Annotated in this window: 11 protein-coding genes; 8 read left to right on the forward strand and 3 right to left on the reverse strand. The window is 58.3% G+C overall.

The window, feature by feature from the left end:
* Positions 1 to 16 precede the first annotated feature (16 nt).
* A complete protein-coding gene (locus tag OHL21_RS10570; RefSeq protein ID WP_263417237.1) occupies positions 17 to 1,396 on the reverse strand; it encodes a CCA tRNA nucleotidyltransferase in 1,380 nt (459 codons plus the stop codon).
* 271 nt (positions 1,397 to 1,667) lie between these two features.
* On the opposite strand from OHL21_RS10570, the gene tsaD reads away from it, so the two are divergent.
* Both tsaD and cysS read left to right on the forward strand, forming a co-directional pair.
* Positions 1,668 to 2,804 (forward strand): tRNA (adenosine(37)-N6)-threonylcarbamoyltransferase complex transferase subunit TsaD, encoded by a 1,137-nt coding sequence (gene tsaD, locus OHL21_RS10575; RefSeq protein ID WP_263417238.1) that lies wholly within the window; start codon positions 1,668 to 1,670, stop codon positions 2,802 to 2,804.
* Between the two features lie 50 nt (positions 2,805 to 2,854).
* Positions 2,855 to 4,336, forward strand: a complete 1,482-nt coding sequence (cysS, locus tag OHL21_RS10580; RefSeq protein ID WP_263417239.1) for a cysteine--tRNA ligase — start codon at positions 2,855 to 2,857, stop codon at positions 4,334 to 4,336.
* 312 nt (positions 4,337 to 4,648) lie between these two features.
* On the opposite strand, the gene OHL21_RS10585 is transcribed toward cysS, so the two are convergent.
* A complete protein-coding gene (locus OHL21_RS10585; protein ID WP_263417240.1) occupies positions 4,649 to 5,560 on the reverse strand; it encodes an EamA family transporter in 912 nt (303 codons plus the stop codon).
* 25 nt (positions 5,561 to 5,585) lie between these two features.
* Between OHL21_RS10585 and OHL21_RS10590 the strand changes: the two genes are divergently transcribed.
* The 4 genes from OHL21_RS10590 (at position 5,586) to OHL21_RS10605 (ending at position 8,666) form a co-directional block, all read left to right on the forward strand.
* Entirely contained in the window at positions 5,586 to 6,023 is a 438-nt protein-coding gene (locus OHL21_RS10590) for a YraN family protein (protein ID WP_263417241.1), read from the forward strand.
* A gap of 2 nt (positions 6,024 to 6,025) precedes the next feature.
* Positions 6,026 to 6,508 carry a DinB family protein gene (locus tag OHL21_RS10595; RefSeq protein ID WP_263417242.1) on the forward strand — a complete coding sequence of 161 codons (483 nt, stop codon included), beginning with the start codon at positions 6,026 to 6,028 and terminating at the stop codon, positions 6,506 to 6,508.
* 52 nt (positions 6,509 to 6,560) lie between these two features.
* Positions 6,561 to 7,052, forward strand: coding sequence for a hypothetical protein (locus tag OHL21_RS10600; protein ID WP_263417243.1), 492 nt, complete (start codon positions 6,561 to 6,563; stop codon positions 7,050 to 7,052).
* A 348-nt stretch (positions 7,053 to 7,400) separates the two neighbouring features.
* Entirely contained in the window at positions 7,401 to 8,666 is a 1,266-nt protein-coding gene (locus OHL21_RS10605) for a hypothetical protein (RefSeq protein WP_263417244.1), read from the forward strand.
* Between the two features lie 710 nt (positions 8,667 to 9,376).
* On the opposite strand, the gene OHL21_RS10610 is transcribed toward OHL21_RS10605, so the two are convergent.
* Positions 9,377 to 11,821: a polysaccharide biosynthesis/export family protein gene (locus tag OHL21_RS10610; RefSeq protein WP_263417245.1), complete on the reverse strand. Its 2,445-nt coding sequence runs from the start codon at positions 11,819 to 11,821 to the stop codon at positions 9,377 to 9,379.
* Positions 11,822 to 12,021: 200 nt separating this feature from the next.
* Between OHL21_RS10610 and OHL21_RS10615 the strand changes: the two genes are divergently transcribed.
* A complete protein-coding gene (locus OHL21_RS10615) occupies positions 12,022 to 13,479 on the forward strand; it encodes an oligosaccharide flippase family protein (protein ID WP_263417246.1) in 1,458 nt (485 codons plus the stop codon).
* Positions 13,480 to 13,613: 134 nt separating this feature from the next.
* Positions 13,614 to 14,651: a nucleotidyltransferase domain-containing protein gene (locus OHL21_RS10620; protein ID WP_263417247.1), complete on the forward strand. Its 1,038-nt coding sequence runs from the start codon at positions 13,614 to 13,616 to the stop codon at positions 14,649 to 14,651.
* The last annotated feature ends 12 nt before the right edge of the window (positions 14,652 to 14,663 follow it).

Below are 14,663 nucleotides of genomic sequence, written 5' to 3' on the forward strand. Positions count from 1 at the left end.
TCGAATATGGATACCCTTATTGCGGCGGACCAAACTCTGCCATCACCAACGCCAGCCCTTCTTCCGTGGAGTGAATCTGCCCTTCGAGCTGTGCATCTTCCGCCGCCCGCAACATCTCCGTAAATTTCGGACCTGGTTTGTAGCCGGCATCAATCAGTGTTCTGCCATTCACCAGCAGAGCCGGCTTGATCTCGTCTTCCGGCGTCTCTTCGTAGTGCCTCTTCGCAAACTCGTAGAGCTCCAGGTTGCCGCTCGCCGAAGACGCATCCAGATAGTGAAGTTCCAGATGCTCCTCAAAGCGAGGCATACGCAGGAAGCGCTTCAGCGTCGACTGCTTCATATGCATCACATCCGCAAACCTCATGTGATTGTGAATCAGCGCCAGGATCTGCTCCTTCTCCTCATTGGAGAAACGCAGCCGGTTCAGGATCTCTACGGCGATCCGTTCGCCTACCTCCACATGGCCATCAAAACGAATGCGGTCGGGAGCACGGCGAAAGGTCGCGGGTTTGCCGATATCGTGCAGCAACGCTCCCCACGCCAGTGTTGCCGGCGGCATGGGTGGAAGCCTCTTGAGCAAAAGCAGCGTATGCACCCACACATCGCCCTCCGGGTGATATTGCGGCGGCTGCTCCACACCCTGCAGCTTCTTCGCTTCCGGCAATACCTGGGTCAGCAGACCGGTCTCGTCCAGCAGCTTCAACGCGACATCGGCATTCCCCTGGGTCAGCATGCGTGTCAACTCATCGCGCACACGCTCCGGCGAGACCTGATGAATCTGCGGCGCTAGCTCACGAATCGCCGCATGCGTCGACAGCTCAATGCTGTAACCCAGCCGTGCAGCGAAGCGCACCGCCCGCAACATGCGCAGCTTGTCTTCCGTAAAACGCCGCCGGGCATCACCAACAGCGCGCACCACATGCGCACGCAAATCTTCACGGCCACCGACGAAGTCGAGCGTTGCCTCCTCAGCCGTAGCTCCATTCACAAACTTCGCCGGATCGAGCAACATGCCGTTGATAGTGAAGTCTCTCCGCCGGACATCCTCCTGCGGCGAAGTCGAAAAGGTCACCTGGTCGGGTCTACGTCCATCCGAGTAGGAACCGTCATTACGGAAGGTAGCAACCTCGGTGGCAATATCCGCTGCTTCCGGCCCGGGATACTCCGGTCCCGGCTGCAACACCAGGATCACCCCGAAGTGCGCCCCAACCGCAACGGTCTTCGGAAAGATGGCCTGTACCTGTTGCGGCGTCGCCGAGGTGGCCACGTCATAATCCTTCGGCGAGACCCCCAGCAGCAGATCGCGCACACATCCACCGGCAAAGTACGCCTGGTGCCCGGCAGTATGAAGAGCCTGGGCAATCTGAAGAGCGGCCTGAAACTTGGGTTCCTGCATCGTCTTCCGCTTAGGATGAAACCGGTCCCCTCTCATTTGCATTGCGTTTTTGCTTAAGGGGACCCCAGCCAGCTCTGCTGGCTGGGGTAGTTAAGGGCACGTGCCGTCAAAGGCGCAAAACTATGGGGCTTCAGCCCCTGAGGGCACCCGACACAGAGGCCTCAGCGGCTTAAGCCGCGCATTACAACCACTTTATACGGCACGGCTACAAGCCATGCCCTTAAGCAGGACGAGAACAGCCCTCAACCGACAAGCTATCTACAATAAAGAGATGGCTTCCGGTCTGATTCTTGGCATTGAGAGCTCCTGCGATGAGACGGCAGCCGCCGTCGTCCGCAGCGGCAGCGAAGTGCTCTCCAATGTCGTCGCCTCACAGATCGCCACCCACGCCCTCTACGGCGGCGTCGTGCCGGAGCTTGCCTCGCGCGAACACCTCACCAACATCGTCCCGGTCGTCCGCACCGCCGTCGCCGAAGCCGGCATCACGCTCGCCGATCTCGATGCCGTCGCCGTCACCGAAGGTCCCGGACTCGCCGGAGCGCTCCTGGTCGGCATCACCTACGCCAAAGCGCTGGCCTACGGTCTCGGCACGCCGCTCATCGCGGTGAATCATCTCGAAGGCCACATCCATGCCGTCCTGATGGAGGCGAAGGAGACCCTCTCCCTTGCCTCTGGCGTTCCCGTCCTCGCTCTGGTCGTCTCCGGCGGACATACGCATCTCTACCTCGCCGAAGAGCGCGACGGCCTGTGGAACTACCGCAACGTCGGCCGCACCATCGATGACGCCGCCGGCGAAGCCTACGATAAGAGCGCCAAGCTGCTCGGCCTGGGCTACCCCGGAGGCCCGCTGATGGACTTCCTCGCCAGCCACGGCGATCCTAATGCCGTGGAGTTCAAGCTCGGCGGCATCAAGCCCAAGCTGCACCGCGACGGAGCCTCGCGCGGCGGCGAGTTCGACTTCTCCTTCAGCGGCATCAAAACCGCCGTCCTGCGCTATACCGAGCTGCACAGCATGCGTGAGCGTGCCGCCGCCCGCCACAATGCCCTGATGCAGGTAGAAGGGAACCGCCGCGAAGTTGCCCTTGCTCTCTGCGATCGCGAAACCCTGGATTTGATCGCCTCATTCCAGAAGGCCGTTGCCGGCTATCTGGTCAAACAGACCATGCGTGCGGCTGAGGAGTTCGGCGCCGGCAGCATCATCGTCTCCGGCGGTGTCGCCGCTAACCGTGCGCTGCGCGAGCGGATGTCAGCCGAAGCCGCAACCCGTCACCTCCAGATCGCCTTCCCGTCGCTCGCGCTTGCCACCGACAATGCCGCCATGATCGCTGCTGCCGCCTGGCCCAAGTTCGCCGCCGGACTCTTCGCCTCGGACGATCTGAACGCCGTACCGCAGTTGCGCCTTGGTTAAGACATCCGTTGACCGGACGGGTAGAATCTACAAGGAAAGTGCCCTCCGGAATGCCTGAGATCAAGCTCTTTAATACTCTGACCACCACCGTTGAGCCCCTGATGCCCCAGCGGGACAACACCCTGCGGATGTATGCCTGCGGACCCACGGTGTATGACTACGGACACATCGGCAACTTCCGCACCTTCCTGCACGTCGACGCGCTGCGCCGCTTCGCCCGCCAGTCGGGCATGAAGGTCGAGCACGTCATGAACGTGACGGACGTCGACGACAAGATCATCCGCAACGCCGCCGCCGCGCAGATGCCCATCCAGGACTACACCGCCAAGTACACTCAGGCCTTCTTTGAAGACCTGGAAGCTCTTGGCATCGAGAAGCCGGAGTTCGTGGCCAAAGCCACCGAGAACATTCCGGAGATGGTCTCGCTGATCGAGAAGCTGGCCAGCGAAGACATCGCCTACAAGACTGAGGACGGAAGCTGGTACTTCCGCATCGCCCGCTTCCCGGCCTACGGCAAGCTTTCGAAAAAAGACTTTGACGGCATCGAAGACGGTGCCCGTGTCGATGTCGACGAGTACGAGAAGGACGCCGCCCGCGACTTCGCTCTTTGGAAGGCGCCGAAGCCGGGCGAAGCGCAGTGGAATACGGCCATCGGCTGCGGCCGCCCAGGCTGGCACATTGAGTGTTCGGCCATGGCGATGAAGTACCTTGGCGAAACTCTCGACCTGCACGCTGGCGGCGAAGACCTGATGTTCCCCCACCATGAAAACGAAATAGCCCAGAGCGAGGCCGCCACCGGCAAGCCCTTCGCCCAGCACTGGATGCACGTCCGTTTCCTTCTGGTGGAAGGCAAGAAGATGTCCAAGAGTGAAGGAAACTTCTTCACTCTGCGCGACCTCTTGCTGAAGGGCTATCGCGCCTCGGCCATTCGCTTCCTGCTGCTGAGCGTCCCCTACCGCAACCAGATGAACTTCACCTTTGATGGCCTGACGGAATCGACCAATGCCATCGACCGCCTGCGCACCTTCGTCGATCGCCTGCGCAAGGGAACCTTCGCCGAAGGCATCAACGAAGAGATCTCGGCCGCTACGAAGAAGGCCGCTGAAGGCTTTGCCGCAGCGATGGCCGACGATCTGAACACCGCGGTAGCCCGTGCCGCAGTCTTTGACCTGATCCGCGCCGCCAACTCCGCCATGGATAGCGGCAAGCTGCTCGCCGGCAATGTCCCGGAGATCGAAGCCGTACTCGCCTCCTTCGACGGCATCTTCGCCGTCCTCACCGACCGCGACGCCGAGCTGACCAAGGCCGCGCTCGCTTGGGCAGAAAAGGAAGGCAAGCTCGACCAGGCATCTCCCGAGCTGCTCGCCACCATGTCGCTCAGCGACGAAGAGGTAGACAAGCTGGTCGCCGAACGCACACTGGCCAAGAAACAACGCAACTTCGCCCGCGCCGACGCCATCCGCAACGAGCTCCTGGAAAAGGGCATCATCATCGAAGACTCAAAAGACGGCGTCCGCTGGAAGCGTAAATAAACCAAAAGCTCGCGTTTATCGTCAGGGATAGCCACGTTGGCTATTCCTTCGCCTTGATCGGCCGATGTCTCCAAAGATCCTTTACAGATTGAGGCAGCGTGTGACGCTACTGTCGTTGCCCACCCGCACAGCGCATCCCGTTTCGCACAGCAGGTGCGAATGTCGTGTCTAAGGGGACGGCTGAAGGCCGTGCCCTTAAGCAAAACATTCGCGCTACGCGCAAACCGCTTTTTGTTTGTCATTTCGTAGTGACCAACGGGAACGAAGAAATCTGCTTCTCTACCACCGCGCCGAATTTCCCAACTCCGCCTACTACGCCGTCTTCTTCACCTTCGACAGATTCACCAGCGCCACAGCAGCCAGAATCACGAACATCCCCGTCCACTCATACACACCCATCCCCTCATGCAGCAGCCAGATCCCCAGGATCGACGCCACAATCGGATTCACATACGCATACGTCGCCACCTTCGCCACCGAGACGTGATGCAGCAGCCACACATACGCCGTAAATCCGATCAGCGCTCCAAAGACCGTCAGATACGCCAGCCCTAACACCGCGGGCCGCGTCCACCGAGCCTCTGCCCATGAACCCATTCCTGTAGCAATCAACAGGTTCAATCCACCGCCAAGCAGCAGTTGCCAACCGGCCAGCACCATGGGATCCCGCTGCATCTTGAACCGCTTCGACATCACCGAGCCGATCGCCCAGCTCAACGCCGCCCCCAACAACAACACACTACCGAAGACCTTACCCGTACCACTGAACGAGATGTGACGGACAGTCGGCCATAGCAGCGTCATCAAGCCGGCGAATCCAAGGAACAACCCCGCCCAACCGCGCCGGGTAAGCCCATCACCGCCGGGCACCAGCGTATCCAGTAGCGCGATAAAGATCGGAATCGCAGCCAGCACCATGGCGGCAAAACCGGAGTCGACCGTTTTCTCCGCCCATACCAGCAGGCAGTTATTGCCCACCAGCAAGATTGCGCCCAGGATTCCACAGCGCCACACCTCGCTTGAAGTAATCCGGATCGATTGCTTGTTGAAGCGGCACAGCAGAAAGATGAACGGCGCCGACAGGAAGTACCGCAGGCCGCTGATGATCGGCGGCGCCAGATCGATTACCGCATAATGAATCGCCAGAAACGTCGATCCCCAGATCAGATAAATGCAGGCAAAACACACGATGATCTGGGCCGTAAATTTCCGGGAGGTAGGCATCGGCGGTACCTTATGATTTCACACGATGCCCGCACTTCAACAACGGACGTTGCTCTGGATGGAACGGCTTGCCACGGCGCTGGGCCGCCGGCCCTCACAACCGAAGCATCTCCGTGTTGGTGAACGTGGCGAAGACGCTGCCTTCTGGCATCTGCGGCGGCACGGTTATACCGTCGTAGCCCGGCGGTGGCGCTGGGCCGGTGTTCCCGGCGGCGACGTGGACCTCATCGCCTGGCAAGGACCGATACTCTGCTTCATCGAGGTAAAGACACGCAGCAAGCGCGACCTGGTACCGGCGGAGTTCGCCGTCGATGACGCCAAACAACGAATGCTGCGCCGCCTGGCATCGGCCTACGTACGGCATTTCCCAGACAAGGTACGCGATAGCATCGCCATTCGCTTCGATGTCGTCTCGGTATACCTTAACGACACCGCCTGCGAGCTGATGGAAGGAGCCTTCTAACCATGTCCACCTACACGCCCCCCACCGATGTCGTGCTGCTGGAGCCGGAAAGGCTGGCTGACGACCTTGCCCAGGCTCTCGACAGCGCCCTGCCGCGTCTGCGGCAGATGACCGATCTGGAGTCGCAGCAGCCGCGCGGGCCAGGCAAGTGGTCGCCGCGCCAGATCATCGGACACCTGATCGACTCCGCCTGCAACAACCACCAACGTTTCGTCCGCCTGCAGATCGATCCCGAGATTCATCTGCCTGGCTACAAGCAGACCGAGTGGGTCGCCGTGCAGCACTATGACGAACGTCCCTGGAAAGATCTCTTGAATCTCTGGGAAGGACTCAACCGGCATCTCGTGCACGTCATCGCGCACATCCAGAAGCCGCACCTGCGCCATGAGTGGATCACCCCGGACCGTGCCTGGACTCTTGGCTTCCTGATCGAGGACTATATCGCCCACATGGGCCACCACCTGCTGCAGATTCTTCCGGAGTGAACAATTTTGCCCCGCGGGTGTCTAATCTAGTGAGAGGAAAGGGATTTGAGCCATGAGCGGATTGATGGATGCACCGGTCTACGATGAGCAAAGAGAGAGGCGCAAGACAGCCCTGCTGATCGCGGCAGGGGTGCTGGTGTTACTTTTGGCCATCCTCTTTGTCGCCGGCTTCATCGCCGGACATGGCTGGTTCTTCTCGAACCTTCCCGCCGAACACAAGGTCGACCGCTTTCTGACCGCAATCGAGAAGAAAGACTTCGACACCGCATATGGCGTCTACGTCAACGACGAGAACTGGAAGGCGAATCCCGGCAAATACAGCGGCTATCCCCTGAAGCGGTTCACCGAGGACTGGACGCAGTACTCACCGGTAGGTGAGATCCACAGTCATCACGTGGACATCTCGCGCACCGACGGAGAAGGCTTCTGGGGCTCGGGCACCATCGTCGGCTCAACCATCAACGGGAAGAAGCGACTGTTCCTCTGGGTCCAGCGCAGCGACGGCACATTGACCTACCCAACCCCACACATCATCCAGTATTAAACTGACCGATACGAAGCCTGCCCCACACGTGGGTGACGCATCCATGGAATCCTGTATACCCTGTTTTTGTTCTCCGTTTATACGGGGTGACCTAGAGCATTTTCCCTGTTAGGTGTAGAGTAGGGCTTCCGCATCCATGGGCGTCTTCCGCAATGAAAATGCCGCTTCACGCCCCTTCCGGAATACCCAGCAAAAGGGAAAATGCTCTAATGACGACGGGAATGAGGTAAGGCAACTGTGATTGTGTGGTGGTACTGCACATATTTTGCGTGGCTCGCATTACAGAACATCGTCGCGCCGTATGTCTACCACGCCGGTCTGCTTTCCCTGGAACAGACCTACGTCCTGATGGCGGCAAAGGACGCTATCCTGTTCGTCGCCATTCTGCTGCTATCCGTCCGCGTCTTCCGAAAAGATTTTAAGTGGCATTGGATCGACACCTGCGCCTGCGGCTACATGGCTCTTCTCGCAGTCTATGTTTTCGTCCCCGACTGGCTCCATCTCGACGTTCCTTTCCCAGTCAGGCTGATCACTTATCGCGCGCAGACAGCGCTGGTGATGTTCTATCTCTGGGGACGCTTCACCCGGCTTCGCTGGTCCCAATGGAAATCCATCGCCATCTTCCAGATCGTGATGCTGGCAGCCGCTTCGGTTTTTGGCATTTTCGAACGGTTCATGCTGCCACTTTCATTCTGGAGTAGAACCATCGGCGTAAGCGACTACCTCCTCGACGTGAAAAAGCTCGACAGCAACCTGAATGTTCAGGATGGCTTGCCTTCGAATCTCTTTCACTTCGGTCTCCGGCGGCTACTTTCCGTTTATGCCGATCCTCTTGGCATGGGAACCGCCTGTGTTTTCCCCTTGGTAGCAGCAATCGCAATTATGCTTTGCCTGAGGCGGGAGCGGGATCCAGATAGGATGAAATGGATCCCTTACTATCTCTGGGCCGCAACCCTGATCGCGATTGCCTTGCTGCTGACAATCGGTCGCGAATCGATTGGAGTAGCCTGCGTTGCGATCCTGGTGCTCTGCATCGCCCTCGGAGAGACACGTTTCCTGCGCGCCCTTGGTGTTCTGGCTTTTCTCTCAATCCTGATTAATCCGTCCGTCACTAAATTCATCGTTGATACCGTCACCTTTCAGGAGTCGAGTGCTATCGCGCATCTCAACCTTCTTTCCACGGGGCTTCAAGATCTATCCACGCTGTTGGTCGGACATGGTGTCGGAACTACCGGCGCCTGGGCCACTTCCTTGGGAGTACATGAATTGACCGACATCGGGGAAAGTTCATACCTTGAACTGGCTGCACAAGGCGGTGCCGCGACGCTAGTAGTGTTTCTCGCTTTCCTGATCGGGCTCTCCCGCTGGCTCTGGATGACGGCGAGACGTTGCGACGATCCTGTCTGGAAGGGTATGTTCCTCGCCATCAGCACCTCCCTGATTGCGCGACTTATCTTCGCGGTATTCTCACCCTCTTTTTTTGCGCTGATTCCAATGGCAAACATGTTCTTTCTGGCTGGAGCCGCACTGAGCACCGTGAACCGTATTTCATTCGAGCCGGAGAGCGTTCTCGTGGAAGAAAGCACAGAGACCGAATTGGAGGTATATGCCTAGGGTGGTGTCTCAGAAGTTCTTGTCATAAATGTCCTGAACTTAGTGAAAGACCTGCTTTTTCGACGCTCCGGACGGCAAAAACCCTTAATGATTTATGCCGTGAACTTCAGGGACAGGACACTAGCTGCCATGGCGTGAGAACAGCCAAGTATCGAGCGCAAGCTCGATCCGGTGGGAGCCGTGGGCTTCAGCCCACGGATCAGCGGCCTAAAAAAATTGGGCTTTAGCCCTAGGCTTTCTTATTCCATAAGCGAAAGCCGGAGGCTAAAGCCATTCATTTTTGTGCCTCAAATCAGCGGGCTAAAAGCCCGCTGCTCCCACCCAATTCGAGCTTCCCTCGAACGTTTCTAGTGAGGTGTCTCAGAAGTTCTTGTCATAGATGTTGTCGTCCTGAACGTAGTGAAAGACCTGCTTTTTCGACGCTCCGGACGGCAAAAACTCTTAATGATTTAGGCCGTGAACTTCAGGGACAGGACACTAGTACCTCTACCGCTCCGACAGGGATTCGGCGCCGCCTGCTGAAGACGTTGGTCAACGATAAAACCCAAACTCATAGTCGGCCCGGCGTCCAAAACTGCGCCTGCACTGTCGCCCCTGTTCCAACACTGTTTGGACCATTTTCACTGGGTATCCCGGAAGAGGAGTGCAGGGCGTTTTCATTGCGGAAAACGCCCACAGATACGAATACCTTGGACTACAGGGAGAATGCTCTAGCGGCTTGCCAGAACACTCACTGTCGCCGCGCCTAATGCGAACTGCGAGAAAAGTTGTGAGTAGTCGAGGACCGTACGGAAACCCGAAATCTTGATCGGTTTGTCGGGAATCACAATCGTATCTCCGGGATAAATAGGCAGCTTTTCGAAAGACGCGTGTTCCCTTCGTTTCGCCGACGTACGCCCGATAACTGAGCCATCCGCTCGAATCAGAAAAGAATGTTTCGGGTCTGCACCCGGGCGCAGATCGCCTGCGGCTTCCAGATAGTCCCTGAGCTTCCATGAAGATGAATAGCGAAGCGAGGTCTGTGCAAACACCGCGCCGACGACGTTCACCACCATCGGCCGCGACGGGACCCGCAGCACATCTCCGTTCTCCAGCTCAACCGCTCCTAAATCATCGGGCAACGATGCGGACGGCTCCAGCCCAAGCACGATCCGTCCTGTCGCATGTACCGCCTGCAAGCGCGCGATCTGGTTTTTCTGCGCATCCACCGCACTGGAACGGAGACCCGCCTCTTCGGAAGAAGCTGCTTTCATCTGCTCACGGGCCGAAGCGCGATCCAACTCCAGGGCAACCGATGTCAGATATTCGTCAAGCCGCTGCTGTTGCATTATCCGCGTCGATTCGCGTGTGAAAGAGGCGCCATAAAGATAAGCGCTCCGCGTGAAGCCGCCCGCTCTCCTGATGACATCGGTCAGTGTCTCATTGGGTTGCACACTATAAACGCCGGAGCTGACGAACTCTCCTTCCAACCGGATATAACGTGTCTGTTGTTCCCGGCTGGCGACCACATCCAGCTGCGAAAAGATAGTCACCACATCGCCCGGTAGAAGAGGTAGATTCTGAGTTGCGTCATGCTCGTCAACCAGCTTCCCTAAATTGAACGGCAGCAGTTCACTATGCAACGTCTGAGGATTCAGACGCTCAATTACCGCGTAGTTCCAATTGATCTCCGGGGCCGCGATCGTCACTGTAGTACGCCGCTCCGATGGATCTGCGGTCTGGATCCCGAGAGGCGAAGGGGAGTTGCTCGTAGAGCGCTGGGAAGACACCCTGCCCGCCTCCGTTGCCGCAGGGGTTGATTGCCGTTGAAAACTGAGAATGGGTACACCCAATTCATTGCGATGTTCCCAATATCCCGGTGTAAGCAACGCCGGTTTCTCAGGAAGAATGTCTGAGAGCCTCATGCCCGGTTTCCATCCGAAGCGCCCGGGCTCTGCGACGTTTCCGCGCAGCGTTACGGTGTTGTCGTATTCGTGGCGAAGAACGCCGACGCGCAGCAAATCGCCGTTCCGCAACGGCTGATTCGCCATCGCGACATCGTTCACAGCGATCTCGGTAGTAGTACGTCCTTTGCCCTTTTCCACCCGTTCCAAAGAGACACGCCCATCCCCCGCGGCCGCGGCGGAGTAGCCACCCGCCAATGCCACTGCCGCCGAAAGCGTCTCTCCCTCGCGGATCTCATAAATTGCAGGACGCTCCACACCGCCCACCAACGCTACCTGTGGCCCGACGGTGGGGATGAAGATGATATCCCCGGGCAGAAGGCGAAGATCCTTAAGACGATCTCCACGCTGCAGAAGATCATAGAAGTCAAAAATAGCGGCAGTCTTACCGTCGCGCCGCAGTTCGATACTCCGCAGAGAACCATGGACCGATGGCCCGCCAGACGCCATCACCGCATCCACCAGTGTGCTCAGGGCACTGACGGTATATGTTCCTGGCCGTACCGCGTCTCCAAGAACGACAATAGAGATCGAACGGAGATGTCCGAGGTCGACAGACAGCGAGAAGTTGCGGAAGCTCTTCCGAAGCGTGCTTTCAAGAAATTGCTGTAGTTCGCTGAACCGGAGCCCCGCCACCCGTACCGATCCAAATTGCGGAACGTAGATGTTTCCGCCGCGGTCGACCGTGAGCTGCTCATTCCGCGACTCGGCTCCCCATAACCGCAGAAGGATTTCGTCCCCAGGGCCAATCACATAGTCGCCGGTAACCTGCGCAGTCGGGCCAGGTGCAAAGGTGGAAGGAACTCCATAGAAGAGCTCTCGCCCATATACCGGAATCAGCTCTCCGGTCGACTCTCGCACCATCTGTTGCATCGCACTCAAAGGTTGCCCCGCAAACAACACGGTTCCATCGGATGCTCGCTGAAACAACGTCCCCTTCGGAATGCGATCGAAGGATCGGTCCTGTATTTGGTCCTGGTTGCGATCCTGATTCCGCGGATCCAGGTTTCGAAGATCCTGGTTCCGAGGATCCTGGTTCCGAGGATCCTGGTTTCGCGGGTCCTGGTTTCGCGGATCCTGGTTTCGCGCTGGAGTACGCTCGTCCGTCTGTGGCAATCCCGCGGAGTCCACATACACCGAGGGTCGCTGCACGCTCGCTGCTCCCGCGCCCGTATTGCCGCCGGCATTACCACTTGGATTGCTGCGCGCCATGCACGCCGCGCTGTCCGCCGAAGCTGGGTCGGAACAATCGGACTGGGCGATTGCCAAACGAACCGTCAACAATGAGATAACACAAAGCAACGCACGGGAACAAAACCGGAAATGCATGCAACAATCGCCTCAAAAAACTAAAGATGTTCACACAACAGCGCGGGGAAACGTGATCGAAATGTAGACTAACATTCTTACTTATGCCAACGTACCAGGCGACGACCTCGGTATCCGGTGATGGGATTGCCCAGCTGCGCAGGCGATCGGCTGAAGGTTTGGCCCTGCTTCTGACCCGCAACGGAATCACCATCGCACTCAATCTCCTCGGCACCATCCTGCTGACAAGAGCCGCCGGGCCGCAACTATGGGGCGCCTTTTCCGCAGCCCTATTCCTCTATCTGATGGCACAGGAGGTTCTGGTCCGCGGTCTCGCGGGGCATCTGATCCGCATGCCGGAAGAGCCCTCCAGATTTGAGATCCGCAGCACCTTTGCTCTCTGCAATCTGGCCGGCCTTTTCGTCCTGCTGCTGTGCGTCCTCTCTCGCCCTTTTGCCACCCGTTTCTATCCTGTGCCCGGAATCTACATGCTCCTGCTCGCAGGAGGCGTGGCCTGCTGGGCGACGGCATGGAGAGCTCCTTCGATCGCCATGCTCGAACGGCGATTATCGTACCGGCGCGTACTTGCGATCGAAGTACTGGATACCGCCCTCTTCGCCTTATCAGGAGTACTTCTTATTCATCTGCTGCCGGTCTGGCAGGCACTCGCGGCGGCACTCGCGCTACGCGGCATAGCGCCGGCATTACTCGCCTTCGCGTTGCAGCCGTTTCCCGTGGGCGCCTGGCCCGACCTCCATCACCTTCGGGAGATTACACATTTCGGTACGGTGATGTCGGGTATCAGCCTCATCTCGGTTGGCGCCATGGCAATGCCCCCCCTGATCCTTGCTCCTCTGGCCGGCCCACGCGCCCTGGGGCTGCTGCAACTGACGTTCAGCATTCTGGGAAATCTCTTCTTCGCCGCATCGGCGCTATTGCGCCTGAGCCTTTCAACCTATGCACGGATGGAGCACCTGGACCACATTCACAACGACGTTGCTGAAAAGATGAGGATCTTGCCGCAGTTACTCGGCCCTCCCATATGTGTTGTCCTCGGAGGTTCCTCCTGGCTGATTCCCGCCCTCTTCGGCGCAAAGTGGATCGATATCCCTCCCTTACTCTTGCTTGCCGTACCGGGATACCTTCTGGCTGCCACCGTGTGGCCGGTGATGAGCGGAGCTCTACTGGCGAAGGATCCACGGCAAGCCCTTCTCTTCGTACCGCTGATTCAGGCAATTGTTCTTGCTTTAACCATCCTGCTCACGGCTCATCGCTGGGGCGCGGCTTCGGGAGCCCTCGGCTACACCCTGGGACAACTCGCAAGTCTTTTACCGTTATTTCTCCTGTTTCGCAGAACCTTCCGTCTGCCCCCCGTCACCGGCCCTCTAGCTACAGTGTTGGTGTGGAGTATCGTCGCCGTACTCCTGCACCGGCTCGCCACCCAGTCAAAAGTAGGGATATGGTGCCTGGTATCTTGCGTCATCCTGGTGTTTTGGGGTTTTCGTCAAGTACCACATGGACTGCGTGCACTTCTACCCGCGCGCGAGGGCTCCTCTGCATGATCGGCGATGCCAACATCCTTCCCGCGTTGACAATACCGCTGCAGATTACCCTTGCCTGTTGCACGTGGCCTCAGGATACAGAAGTGCGCCACCGCCTGAGTTTCCTGCTAGACAGGCCATGGGACGAGAGGGAATTGGCAAACCTGCTTCGGCAGCATGGTATTGAACCGGTCGCATGGAGAGCTCTGCGCCCCCATCAACACCATTTGAGCTCGGAGTTCGCCGCTTCTTTGCAGGCAAAGTCACTCCACAATACGCAGCGCAACCTGCTTTATGCCGGCGAAACCATGTGCCTGGTTGAGAGATTCCAGACCGAAGGTATTCCGCACCTCTTCCTCAAAGGACAAAGCCTGGCCCAACGGGCCTACGGGGACGGCATGTTGCGTGTCCTTAAAGATATCGACGTCCTTGTTCCGCCTGACGCAGCGCCTGCAGTCGAAGCTATCTTGCTGGAGATGGGATACCGAACAAAATTTCCAGCCTGGCAAAGCCTTACCCCTGAAGGCCGGAAGCGGCGTGCTGTAGCCTATAAAGACGTCACCTACGTTCATCCCCAGCGAAAGATCGCCGTTGAATTGCATACACGTCTGGTAGAGAGCCCCTACATGCTGGACCTGCTTTCCTTGCGGCCTGACCGCGTAACGATTCCCGGTCTGCCACACCCTATTCCTACACTCACAAGGCTCGAAGAGCTGCTGTACCTTTGTGTGCATGGAAGCGTGCACCGCTGGGGCCGCTTGAAATGGCTTGCCGACACTGGCGCTCTCCTTCGCCGGATGGAGCCAGCGGAACATCAGGAGCTTTTCGAGCTGGCCACAAAGCATCGCGTCAACCGTGCGGTCTCACAGACCTACGAACTTATCAGCACACTGCTGCTGACTGACCTTCCCAAACCGTCTTCCAGCCGGATAGGGAACTCTTTAACCTCCGCAAGCCTCCGGAGCGTGACACGGGATGGAGGCCTCCTTCATCCTGAAGCAACCGTTCGCGGAAAGATCGGCATGTTGTGGAACGCACTTCTACTCAAACCTGACTTGCAATACCGGTTGTGGGAACTCTGGCGCCGGGCCCTTCCTATAGGAGATAAGCAGGGGCATCTCCTCACTCCGCGGCAACGGCTGGCCTATGCTCTGCGCCTTCCGTTTTCTGCACACCGAAAAGTCACTTTATAATTTCCGCACCTC

It is taken from the genome of Terriglobus albidus, from assembly GCF_025685425.1.
Classification (GTDB): domain Bacteria; phylum Acidobacteriota; class Terriglobia; order Terriglobales; family Acidobacteriaceae; genus Terriglobus; species Terriglobus albidus.